Genomic DNA, 11383 nt, shown 5'->3' with positions numbered 1-11383 from the left:
CACCGTCGGCGTGGTCCCGCCCCCACGGTGGTTGAACCTCGAAAGAGGAGACAGCCGCGCAGGGCGCCATCTCAATGCTTCCCCAGGTAAGCCGCCCGCACCTGCGGGTCGCGCCGCAACGCCCGTCCTTCACCTTGCAAGGTGATGCGCCCCGTCTCCAGCACGTACCCGCGCTCGGCCACGGCCAGCGCCTGGTTGGCCATCTGCTCGACCAGCAGAATGGTCACGCCCTTCGTCTTGAGGCCGCGGATGATGCCGAAGATCTCTTTCACGATCAGCGGCGCCAGGCCCAGCGAAGGCTCGTCCAACAGCAGCAGTTGGGGCTTGGCCATCAGCGCGCGGGCGATGGCCAGCATCTGCTGCTCGCCGCCCGACATGGTGCCGGCCATCTGGTCCTGCCGTTCGCGCAGCCGTGGGAAGGCGACGAACTGGGCGTCGATGTCGGCTTCGATCTCGGCCTTGGACGCCTTGCGGTGGTAGGCGCCCAGCATGAGGTTGTCGCGCACGCTCTGGTCGGAGAACACCTGCCGGCCCTCGGGCGACTGCGCGATGCCCAGTGCCACGCGCTGGTGGCCCGGCACGCGCGTGATGTCCTGGCCGGCGAAGCGGATGGTTCCGGCATGTGCGGGTTCCAGTCCCGAGACGGCCTTCATCAGCGTGCTCTTGCCGGCGCCGTTGCCGCCGATGATGGTGACCACCTCACCGGCATGCACTTGCAGCGAAATGCCTTTCAAAGCCTCGATGGCGCCGTAGCGCACTTCGAGCGCGTCGATCTGCAGCAGCGGCTCAGCCATGGCTGGCCTCCAGTTCCAGGTCGTCCTCGTCCGGCTCGTCCGTGCCCAGGTAGGCCGCGATCACACGCGGGTTGTTCTGCACTTGCCCGGGCTTGCCCTCGGCGATTTTCTCGCCGTAGTCGAGCACGATCACGTGGTCCGAGATGGCCATGACCAGGTCCATGTGGTGTTCGATCAGCAGCACGGTGATGCCCAGGTCGCGGATCTTGGCGATCACGCCGATGAGGTCCTGCGTCTCCTGCGGGTTCAGGCCGGCGGCGGGCTCGTCGAGAAGCAGCAGGCGTGGGTGCGTGGCCAGCGCGCGGGCCAGTTCCAGCCGGCGCTGCAGTCCGTAGGGCAGGCTGCCGGCGACTTCATCGGCCTTGTCCAGCAGGCCCAGGAAATCGAGGATCTGCAGCGCCTCGTCGCGTGCCGCCCGCTCTTCGCGCTGTGCGTTGGGCAGGCCCAGCAGGCAGGACCAGAAGCCGGCACGCATGTGGCGATGCAGCCCGACCTTGACGTTGTCCAGCACCGACATGTCGCTGAACAGCTTCAGGTTCTGGAAGGTGCGGCCCAGGCCGATGGCACAGATGCGGTTGGGCACCATGTGCACGATGCTCTGCCCGGCGAACTCGATGCTGCCGCGGTCGGGCGGCACGATCCCGGACAGGATGTTGAGCAGCGTGGTCTTGCCCGCGCCGTTCGGCCCGATCAGCGAATGGATGTGGCCGGTCGTGAGCTCCATGTCGATGTTGTTCGTGGGCACCACACCGCCGTAAGCCTTGTAGACGGCGCGGGTCTGCAACAGCGGTTTGTCCGCGGCCAGCCGCTCGGCGGCGCGCAGCTTCCAGCCCGTGGTGGGCGCGGGCAGCACGGGCTTGCGCGCCAGTGCCGGCACCAGCTTCTTGGCCAGCCGGCCGAGCGCGCCCGACAACCCGTCGGGCATGGCGTACAGCGCGAACAGCAGCAGCGCGCCGTAGGTGAAGTGCTGGGCCGTGGGCCAGCGCGCGAGGAAGGCGTCCAGCAGCGTCAGCACCACCGCGCCCACCAGCGGGCCGTAGACCGAGCTGCCGCCGAACAGCACGATCAAGAGGAAGAAGATCGACAGGCTGAAGTTGATGAAGTCGGAGTTGATGTACTGGTTCTGCTGCGCGATGAGCGCGCCGGCCAGCCCGCAGGTGACGGCGCTGATCACGAAGGCCAGCACCTTGAACGTGTAGACCGACACGCCCACGCTCTCGGCCGCCACCTCGGCGGTGTTGACGGCCATGAAGGCGCGGCCGTACTTGCCGCGCAGCAGGGCGCGGATCGTCAGGTGCGCCACGATGGCCAGCGCGCCGACGAACCAGACCCACTGGCTGTCGTTGAGCGCGCTGCCGCCGATGGAGGGCGGCACCACGCCATAGATGCCGGCCTGGCCGCCGAACACGTCCTGCCATTCCGACACCACCTTCTCGACCACGATGCCGAAGCCGATCGTGACCATGGCCAGCGCCGGCCCGCGCACGCGCAGCGCCGGCAGCGCGATCAGCACGCCGAACAACCCGGCCATGGCGCCGGCCGCGACGAAGGCCAGCCAGGGGTTCCAGCCCAGGCGCGCCGTCAGCAACGCGGCGGTGTAGGCGCCCACCGCGAACAGCCCGGCGTGGCCGAGCGATTTCTGGCCGGTGTGGCCGACCAGCACGTTGAGACCCGCTGCGGCCAGGTAGTTGACCCCGATCAGGAACAGCACCTTGAGGTAGAAGCCGTTGGTGACGAGCACCGGTGCCAACGCGATGGCGGCGATGGCCAGCGCCACGCCGATGGCATGTCCTTTGCCGAACTGCATCAGACCTTCTCCACCAGGCGGCGGCCCAGCAGGCCTTCGGGTTTGAGCACCAGCACCAGGATGATCAGCAGGAAGATGCTGATCTCGCGCAGTTCGGCCTGCCACAGCCCGACCAGGGCCTCGATCAGCCCGAGCAGGAAGCCGCCCAGCATGCAGCCGCGTGCGTTGTTGAGGCCGCCCACGATGGCGGCGGAGAAAGCCTTGAGCGCCAGCGTGAGGCCCATGAAGACCGAGGCCGTGGTGATCGGCGCGATCAGCAGCCCCGCCAGCCCGGCCAGCGCCGAGCTGATGACGAAGGCCAGCACCACGATGGCCGAGACGTTGATGCCCATCAGCGTGGCGGCGGGGCCGCTGTGTGCGACGGCGCGCACGGCCTTGCCGATCTTGGTCTTGCGCATCACGAAGTCCAGGCAGACCATGACCAGGATGCTGCACACCAGCACCAGGATCTCCTGCGGCAGCACGCCGGCGCCGCCGATGCGGATCACCTCGTTGCCCAGCGGGGAGGGCATCACCAGCGGTGCCGGGCCCCAGATCGCCAGCGCGGTGTTCTGGATGATGATGCCGAAGCCGATGGTGCTCATCACCCAGGCCAGCCCGCCCTGGCCCACGAAGGGCTTGACGGCCGCGTGGTACAGCAGCACGCCCAGGGCGCCCAGCACCACGATGGAGATGGCCAGCGCCGCGAGGTAGCGGCCGGGCGTGACCTCGATGGCGGAGAGCGAGCCGCTGATCGGCTTGCCGGCCAGCAGCAGCACGGCAGAGACCGCCACGTAGGCGCCGGCCACCAGGAACTCGCCCTGGCCGAAGTTGAAGGTCTTGGTCGTGTTGTGGGTGATGTTGAAGCCCAGCGCGACCAGCGCATAGATGCTGCCCAGCGCCAGGCCGCTGAAAACCGCCTGCAGGAGTGACGCGCCCATGTCTTCCCTTTGAGAACCACGCGAGAAAGAAGGCCCACGCCGCGTGGCGTGGGCGCTGCCGCCCAGACGGGCTTACTTCTTGAGGTCGGCCGGCGTCAACGCCTTGGTGAACTGGTCTTCATAGCGCACCGGGGCGCCGTTCTTCCAGCGGGCCAGGTAGAAGTCGGCCACCGAGAGGCCTTCGTGCGCGGTCTTGGTGAAGGGCTTGTTGTAGGTCTTGATCACGCCCTCCACGCCGGTCACGTTCTCCAACGCGGCGGCGACCTTCTCGCCGTCGGTGCTGTTGGCCAGCTTCATCGCCGCGGCCAGCAGCATGACCGAGTCGTACGCCTGGGCCGAGCACGGGAAGGTGGTCAGCGTGGGGAAGTTCTTGCGCACGCGCTCGCCGAGCGCCTTGGTCTTGGCGTTGGTGTCCTCCGTGGTTGAGGCGGCCAGGATCAGGTGCTCGGAGAGCTTTTCGCCGGCCATCTTGGGCAGCAGCGAGGACAGGTTGCCCCAGGTGCCCAGCGTCACCGGCATGTAGTTGATCTTCTCCATGCTGCGCAGCACCTGGGCCGTGCCGTCGGCGATGCCGTAGATGATCACGGTGTCGGCGCCGGCGGCCTTGATCTTGGACAGCTGCGAGGTGATGTCGGTGTCCTTGGGGCCGTACTTCTCGGTCGCCACGGGTGTAACGCCGTGCAGCGCCAGGATGTCGGTCGCGTCCTTGATGCCGCCCTGGCCGTAGCCGGTGGAGTCGGCCAGGATGGCGATCTTCTTGTCCTTGGACGCCTTGACGGCGTAGGCGCCCAGCAGCGCCACCTGCTCGCGGTCGACCATGGACACGCGGAACAGGTAGTTCTGCGGTTCCTTGGCGTAGCGGTTGGTGATCTCGGTGGCGGTGCCGATGGGCACGACGACGGGGATCTTCTTTTGCTGCGGCAGGTGCAGCCAGGCCAGCGCGTTGCCCGAGTTGGCCGGGCCGACGACGGCGTGCACCTTCTCGGCGTCGATCAGCTCGGTCATGTTCTGGATCGCCTTGGGCGGCGTGCCCTGGTCGTCACGGACCACACCGACCACCTTGCGGCCCATGATGCCGCCGGCCTTGTTGATGTCCTCGATGGCGGCCTCGAAGCCCCAGCGGCCCGCGATGCCGAGTTCGGCCACGCCGCTGGCGGACTGGTCGGCGGTGTAGCCGATCTTGATGTCCTGGGCGTAGGCGGCGGCGCCGGCCCACAGGGACCCGGCGATGGCGCCGGCGACGGCGAGCTTGGCGAAACGGTGGACCGATGGCATGGGTTTGTCTCCTTGGGAATGGACTCGGGGATGGGCGGCACGCCGCTTCTGTTGGCGGCGGTGCTGCAGCCCGACTGTAGGGCAGCTGTATCCCTCGAAGCAGGTACAGTTTGCCGGGACAGCGCTCAGGCGGCCGGCCGCAGGGGGAACCCCGATGCCGCAGCCGTTGGCGCGGGCCGCTTCCGCCGGTTGCCCGGGCCATGCGAGCACGGGGCCCGCCTACACTGCGCCGGCTTTTTTTTCACACGATCGCACACCACCGCGCATGGACCTGCCTCTGATCACCGGCTGGGCGTTCTACGCCACGGCCATCCCGGCCGTGCTGTTGCTGGGCCTGTCCAAGAGCGGTTTCGGCGCCGGCCTCGGCTCGCTGGCCGTGCCGCTGATGGCGCTGGCCATCCCGGTGCCGCAGGCCGCGGCCTTGCTGATGCCCGTGCTGCTGCTGTGCGATGTGTTGAGCGTGGCCGCGTTCCGGCGCGACCTCGACAAAGGTCTGCTGTGGCTGCTGATCCCGTTCGGGCTGCTTGGCACCGTGGTCGGCACGGCACTGTTCCGCGTGCTCGACGGGCACACCGTTTCCACGCTGGTGGGCGTGTTCACGCTGCTGTTCCTGGCGCAGCGCTGGCTCTTTCCGCCGCACGCCGGCAGCGCGCCGCCGCCGCGCTGGGCCGGCCGCGTGCTGGCCACGGTGTCGGGCTTCACGAGCTTTGTCTCGCACACGGGCGGGCCGCCGATCAACGCCTACGTGATTCCGCTCAAGCTGGCGCCCGTGCAGTTCGCGGCCACGATGGCCGTGTTCTTCTTCTGCATCAACCTGTCCAAGTGGATTCCGTACACCTGGCTCGGCCTGTTCGATGCGCAGAACATCGCCACGTCGCTGGTGCTGCTGCCGTTCGCGCCGCTCGGCGTGTGGGCGGGGGTGCGCTTCGCGCGGCGCGTGTCGCCCGCGCTGTTCTACCGGCTCATCAACATCGGCATGCTGCTGACGGGGCTCAAGCTGCTGTGGGATGGGCTGCGCTGATCAGGCGCCAGCGCCGCGCCGCAAGGCGCTCTCTGCGTTGCGCTGCGTGCTGCGGATGTGTTCGGCCAGCAGTGCGCAGGCCGTGTCGGCATCGCGCTTGAGCGTGGCATCCATGAGGCGCCGGTGCTCGGCCGACTTGCGCTTGGCCACCTGGCGGTGGCGCGCGGAGAAGCGCCGGTAGCGCTCGGCCTGGTCGAACAGGCTGGCGCTGAAGCGCAACTGGCGCTCGGACGGGCAGGCCGCCAGCAGCGCCAGGTGGAAGGTACGGTGCACGTCGCTCCACTCGTCGTCGAGCACCTGCGGCCCATCCGTCAGCCGTGACTCCACCTTGTCCAGCCGGTGGAAGGCCGAGACGATGGCCGCCTCCCAGGCGTCGTCACCGGCCGCGATGGCGCCCCGCAGCGCCTGCACATCCAGCATCAGCCGCATGTGGGTGATGTCGTCCAGGTCTTCCTCGGACAGCGCCGCCACGCGGAAGCCGCGGCGTTCGTCCGCACGCACCAGTCCCTCCTGCGCGAGCCGGCTCAGCGCCTCGCGCAGCGGGCTGCTGGAGTAGCCGTAGTGGCGTTGCAGTTCGTCGAGCTTGAGCTTGCCGCCAGGCACGAAGGTGCCGACCAGCACGTCGTGGCGCAGGCTGCGAAAGGCCTGCTCGGTCAAGGGGGCGCCAGCTTCGGTCGCGGGGGCGGCGGTGTTCACGGCCTGGATTCTATGCATGCAGCCTCGTTTTCGTGCCGGACATGCAGACCGCGCACGCTCAGGGTAAACGAGCACAAAACAATTACTATGCCCAAAACATGTTTTATGCATAAAATTTGCCGCATGCCACGGAGCCTCGGACCTGCGGCATCTCCCTCCATCCACGTCGAAGGTTCCCTCTCATGAAACTCCTGTCCTACCACCTCGCCGGCCGCGACACCTGGGGCGTCGTGCTCGGCGACGGCGTCGCCGAACTGGCACAGCGCACCGGCCACGCCACCCTGGCCGACTTCATCGCCAGTGCCGACTTCGCGCGCCGCGATGCGCTGGTCGTGGGCCTGAAGGCCGATGCGCAACTGGGCGACATCCGCTTCCTGCCGGTGATCCCGCAGCCCGAGAAGATCGTCTGCGCAGTACGCAACTACATGGACCACCACCAGGAGGTGCTGGCCGCCGGCATGCAGCGCGAGCTGTCGGAGGAGCCGCCGATCTTCCTGCGCGTGTGGCGCTCGCAGACGCCGCACAACGGCCCCATCGTGCGCCCGCGCGTGTCCGAGACGCTGGACTGGGAGGGCGAACTGGCCGTCGTCATCGGCCAGGGCGGGCGCGACATCGCCGAAGCCGACGCGTTCAACCACGTGGCCGGCTACAGCGTCTACAACGACGCCAGCGTGCGCGAATGGCAGTTCCACGCCAAGCAGATCGCCTCGGGCAAGAACTTCGAATCCACCGGCGGCTTTGGCCCCTGGATGGTCACGGCCGACGAGATCGAGCCGGGCCGCCAACTGAAGCTGGTGACGCGCCTGAACGGCGAGACCGTGCAGTCCAGCCACACCGGCCACATGATCTTCAGCATCCCCAAGCTGATCGCCTACGCCTCGACCATCTTCACGCTGGTGCCGGGCGACGTGATCGCCACCGGCACGCCGGCCGGCGTGGGCTGGAGCCGCAAGCCGCAGTGGTTCATGAAGCCGGGCGACGTGGTCGAGGTGGAGATCGAGGCCATCGGCACGCTGCGCAACCCAGTCGTCGCGCAGGACTGAATTCGACCTTCCACCACAGGACGGCCCGCACGACGGGCCGCCGCGGAGACACGCATGCAACGACGCGACCTTCTCGCCCTGGGCGCCGCCTGGGGTGCCAGCACAGCCCTGCCGGCCCTGGCGCAGGCCTGGCCCGAACGGGCGCTCAAGATCTACCAGGGCTTCGCGCCTGGCGGCAACGCCGATGCCATCGCCCGCGCCGTTGGCGTGGAACTCGGCAAGACGCTGGGCCAGCCCGTCGTGGTGGAGTCGCAGACGGGCGCCGGCGGAACCATCGCCGCCGGCAGCGTGGCCCGCGCCAAGCCGGATGGCTACACGCTGCTGCTGGCCACGGGTGGCCACGCAGTGGCCGGCGCGCTGTACCAGCACCTGCCCTACAGGACGGTGGCCGATTTCGAGGCCATCTCCACCGTTACCTTCTTTCCGTTCCTGGTGGTGGTGCGCGCCGACGCCCGCCTGCGCGGCTTCGGCGACGTGCTGGACGCTGCGCGGGCCAAGGCCGACGCGGTGTCGTACGGCTCGGCCGGCATCGGCTCCACCCACCACCTGGCCGGCGAACTGCTGGCCAAGATGGCCAAGGTGCCGATGCTGCACGTGCCTTACCGTGGTGACGCCGCGGCCGTCACCGCGCTGCTGTCGGGCGACGTGCCCTTCATCATCGCGCCGCCCACGGCCGTGATGTCCAACATCCAGGCCGGCAAGCTGCGCGCGCTGGCCACCACCGGCCCGCAGCGCTGGCCCGGCCTGCCGAACGTGCCCACCGTGGCCGAGCAGGGTGTGCCGGGTTATGACGTGCGCTCCTGGGCCGGCCTGCTGGCGCCCGCCGGCACACCGCGCCCCATCGTCGACCGGCTGAACGCCGACACGCACAAGGCGCTGCAGGCGCCAGCGGTGCGCCAGCGGCTGGAAGACATGGGCGGCGAGGCGCGCGGCAGCACGCCCGACGAGATGAAGGCCATGGTCACCCGCGAGCTCGAAAAATGGACCATGGTGGTGGCCGAATCGCAGATTCCACGCCAATGACGCAGTTGCCACGCCAGTGATCCGAATCCCCAAGCAATGACGCCGACGAAAGCCCGTTCATGTCCCTGATCGCCATCCGCAAACGCAGCCTGACCGTCGAGACGGTCTTCCACGAGGGCGGCCCGCCGCCTGCCGTGCCCCTGAAGCTGGCGGCCGCCTGCGCCGTCATCCGCAACCCATATGCGGGCCGCTACGAGCCGGACCTGCTGCCTTTCATGGCCGCGCTGCGCAGCCTGGGCACGCTGCTGGCGCAAGAGCTGGTCGACACCTTGGGCCGCGAGCAGGTCGAGGTCTACAGCAAGGCCGCCATCGTCGGCGTGAACGGCGAGATGGAGCATGGCGCCGTCTGGCACGAGGCCGGCGGTTGGGCCATGCGCGCGGTGCTGGGCGAGCCCAAGGCCATCGTGCCGGCCGCCAAGGCCGTGGCCGCCACGGGCTACCGGCTCATGGTGCCGCTGCATCACATCCACGCCTCGTATGTGCGCAGCCACTACAACAGCATGGAGATCGGCATCCAGGACGCGCCGCGTCCCGACGAGATCCTGTTCGCGCTGGTGATGGGCACGGGCGGGCGCGTGCATGCGCGCCTGGGCGGCCTGGCGAAAGACCAGGTCGCCGTGCACGACGGGCAACGCTGATGCGCGCGGTCCAACTGCAGGCCCCGGGTGGCCCGGAGGTGCTGGAACTGGTCACGCTGGCCCTGCCGGAGCCGAGCCCGGGCCAGGTGCGCGTGCGCGCCGTGGCCATCGGCGCGGGCGGCCCCGACGTGCTGATCCGCAACGGCAGCTACAAGTGGATGCCGCCGATGCCGGCCATTCCTGGCAACGAGATGGCAGGCACGGTCGATGCCGTCGGCGCCGGTGTGGACGCAGCACGCGTCGGCCAGCGCGTTCTGGTCAGCGCGCGGGAACTGCCACAGCGCGGCGGCTGCTATGCCGAGGCGATCTGCGTGCCGGCCGAGGCGCCGTTCGTGCTGCCCGATGCGATCGCTTTCGACGACGCCGTGAGCCTTGGAAACTTCCAGCTCGCCATCGCGCTGTTGGCCAGCAACGGCAATGCGCCGGCGCAGGCGATCCTGGTTCCGGGCGCGGCCGGCGGCGTGGCCACGGCCCTGGCCCAGGTGGCGCGTGAGCGTGGCTTGCGGGTGATCGGCACGGCTTCGACGCCGGAGAAGCAGGCGTTCGCGCTGGCCCACGGCGTGGATGTGCTGGTGGACGGCGATCCCGCGCGCATTGCCGAGCAGGTGATGGCGCAGACCGGTGGCCGCGGCGTGGACCTGGCCTTCGACCACCTGGGCGGCGCGCTGTTCACGGCCTGCCTGCATGCGCTGGCGCCCTCGGGCATGCTCGTCTCCTACAACATCGTGCAGGGCCCGCCCAGTGCCGACGTGTTCGACACCCTGCGCCAGCTGCTGGGCCGCAGCCTCGCGGTGCGCACCTTCTCGATCCACGCGGTGGACGCGGACCGCACGCTGCGCCGCGGCCTCATGGAGCAGGCCATCGCGCTGATGGCCGCAGGCCGTGTGCGCGCGCCCCGCGCGAGCCGCTTTCCGCTGGCCGAGGCGCGCCAGGTGCACCAGCTGCTGGACCAAGGCGGCACGCTCGGCAAGATCGTGCTGCACCCCTGAACGCCGGAGACACCATGGACACCTCCTACCAACCCAACCTGTCGCACTGCGGCATCTTCTGCCGTGACGTCGAGACCATGCAGCGCTTTTACTGCGGCGTGTTCGACATGCAGGAGACCGACCGCGGCGTGGGCTTCACCTTCCCGTTCACCATCGTGTTCCTGAGTGGGCGCAACGACCAGCACCACCAGCTGGCGCTGGCGTCGAGCCGCGGGCCGGACAGCCCCAGCACCGTGATGCAGCTGTCGTTCAAGGTGCAGACCATTGCGCACCTGCGCGAAGCGCGCCAACGGGCTTTGGCCCTCGGCGCCACGAAGATGCGCGGCCTCAACCATGGCAACGCGCTGTCCATCTATTGCCTGGACCCGGAAGACAACACGGTGGAGGTGTACCTGGACACGCCCTGGTACGTGAGCCAGCCGCATGGCGACCCGCTGGACATCGACCTGGACGACGCGGCCATCTGGGCCGACACCGAGCGCATCGTGCGCAGCGACCCGAGCTTCATGCCCGTGGCGGAATGGGGCCTGCGCTTTGCTGCGCGCAATGCCGCGGCCCAGGCGGCACTGCGCGGCTGAATCCTTGGAAACCATGACGCACACACCGATGTCGCCCGAGCAGATCTTCCGCGAGGCCCGCACCGCCAACGGTTTCACCGACCGGCCCGTGCCGCTGCCACTGTTGCAACAGGTCTACGAACTGGCCCGCATGGGGCCCACCTCGATGAACACGCAGCCCGCACGCTATGTGTTTCTGACGACGCCGCACGCGCGCGAGCGGCTGCGCCCGGCGTTGTCTGCGGGCAATCTGGACAAGACCATGTCGGCCCCGGTCACCGTGATCGTGGCCACCGACACGCGCTTCTTCGAGTTCATGCCCGAGGTCTGGCACCGCGAGGGTGCGCGCGAGAGCTTCGAAGGCAACCCGGCGTTGGCTGAAGCCACGGCAACGCGCAACGGCACGCTGGGCGGCGCGTATTTCATGCTCGCTGCGCGCGCACTGGGCCTGGACTGCGGCCCTATGAGCGGCTTCGACATCGCCAAGGTCAACGCCGCGTTCTTTCCGGACGGACGCTGGCAGGCGAACTTTCTGGTGAACCTGGGCTACGGCGACGACCGCCTGCTGTTCCCGCGCAACGCGCGGCTGGCGTTCGCGCAGGCCTGCACGCTGCTGTAGC

12 protein-coding genes are annotated in these 11383 nt (G+C 68.9%); 7 read left to right on the top strand and 5 right to left on the bottom strand.

Annotated elements, in window-relative coordinates; genetic code table 11:
• Positions 1–71: 71 nt before the first annotated feature.
• The 4 genes from DES41_RS06120 to DES41_RS06105 form a co-directional block, all read right to left on the bottom strand.
• Entirely contained in the window at positions 72–794 is a 723-nt protein-coding gene (locus DES41_RS06120; protein WP_114466669.1) for an ABC transporter ATP-binding protein, read from the bottom strand.
• The gene (locus tag DES41_RS06115) at positions 787–2601 is read right to left on the bottom strand and encodes a branched-chain amino acid ABC transporter ATP-binding protein/permease (protein ID WP_114466668.1); all 1815 of its coding nucleotides are present in this window, start codon (positions 2599–2601) and stop codon (positions 787–789) included. Before DES41_RS06115 ends, DES41_RS06120 begins: the two co-directional genes overlap by 8 nt.
• Positions 2601–3521 carry a branched-chain amino acid ABC transporter permease gene (locus DES41_RS06110; protein ID WP_114466667.1) on the bottom strand — a complete coding sequence of 307 codons (921 nt, stop codon included), beginning with the start codon at positions 3519–3521 and terminating at the stop codon, positions 2601–2603. Before DES41_RS06110 ends, DES41_RS06115 begins: the two co-directional genes overlap by 1 nt.
• Positions 3522–3593: 72 nt before the next feature.
• The gene (locus DES41_RS06105; protein ID WP_114466666.1) at positions 3594–4796 is read right to left on the bottom strand and encodes an ABC transporter substrate-binding protein; all 1203 of its coding nucleotides are present in this window, start codon (positions 4794–4796) and stop codon (positions 3594–3596) included.
• A 265-nt stretch (positions 4797–5061) separates the two neighbouring features.
• Between DES41_RS06105 and DES41_RS06100 the strand changes: the two genes are divergently transcribed.
• A complete protein-coding gene (locus DES41_RS06100) occupies positions 5062–5817 on the top strand; it encodes a sulfite exporter TauE/SafE family protein (RefSeq protein WP_114466665.1) in 756 nt (251 codons plus the stop codon).
• Here DES41_RS06100 and DES41_RS06095 read toward each other — a convergent pair whose 3' ends face one another.
• Positions 5818–6531, bottom strand: coding sequence for an FCD domain-containing protein (locus DES41_RS06095; protein ID WP_114466664.1), 714 nt, complete (start codon positions 6529–6531; stop codon positions 5818–5820).
• Between the two features lie 164 nt (positions 6532–6695).
• Here DES41_RS06095 and DES41_RS06090 point away from each other — a divergent pair, with 164 nt between their 5' ends.
• From DES41_RS06090 to DES41_RS06065, 6 genes are read left to right on the top strand one after another with little or no spacing between them, the layout of a single operon-like run.
• The gene (locus DES41_RS06090) at positions 6696–7556 is read left to right on the top strand and encodes a fumarylacetoacetate hydrolase family protein (protein ID WP_056665285.1); all 861 of its coding nucleotides are present in this window, start codon (positions 6696–6698) and stop codon (positions 7554–7556) included.
• A gap of 54 nt (positions 7557–7610) precedes the next feature.
• Positions 7611–8579, top strand: coding sequence for a tripartite tricarboxylate transporter substrate binding protein (locus DES41_RS06085; protein WP_056665286.1), 969 nt, complete (start codon positions 7611–7613; stop codon positions 8577–8579).
• A gap of 59 nt (positions 8580–8638) precedes the next feature.
• Positions 8639–9217: an amino acid synthesis family protein gene (locus DES41_RS06080; protein ID WP_114466663.1), complete on the top strand. Its 579-nt coding sequence runs from the start codon at positions 8639–8641 to the stop codon at positions 9215–9217.
• Positions 9217–10206 (top strand): zinc-dependent alcohol dehydrogenase family protein, encoded by a 990-nt coding sequence (locus DES41_RS06075; RefSeq protein WP_114466662.1) that lies wholly within the window; start codon positions 9217–9219, stop codon positions 10204–10206. The genes DES41_RS06080 and DES41_RS06075 overlap by 1 nt, the downstream gene beginning before the upstream one ends.
• 14 nt (positions 10207–10220) lie before the next feature.
• Positions 10221–10784, top strand: coding sequence for a VOC family protein (locus tag DES41_RS06070; protein ID WP_114466661.1), 564 nt, complete (start codon positions 10221–10223; stop codon positions 10782–10784).
• A 13-nt stretch (positions 10785–10797) separates the two neighbouring features.
• Entirely contained in the window at positions 10798–11382 is a 585-nt protein-coding gene (locus DES41_RS06065; RefSeq protein WP_114466660.1) for a malonic semialdehyde reductase, read from the top strand.
• Position 11383: the final 1 nt, after the last annotated feature.

It is taken from the genome of Pseudorhodoferax soli (genome assembly GCF_003337555.1).
Classification (GTDB): Bacteria; Pseudomonadota; Gammaproteobacteria; order Burkholderiales; family Burkholderiaceae_C; genus Pseudorhodoferax; species Pseudorhodoferax soli.
This window is presented reverse-complemented; position numbering and strand designations above follow the sequence as displayed.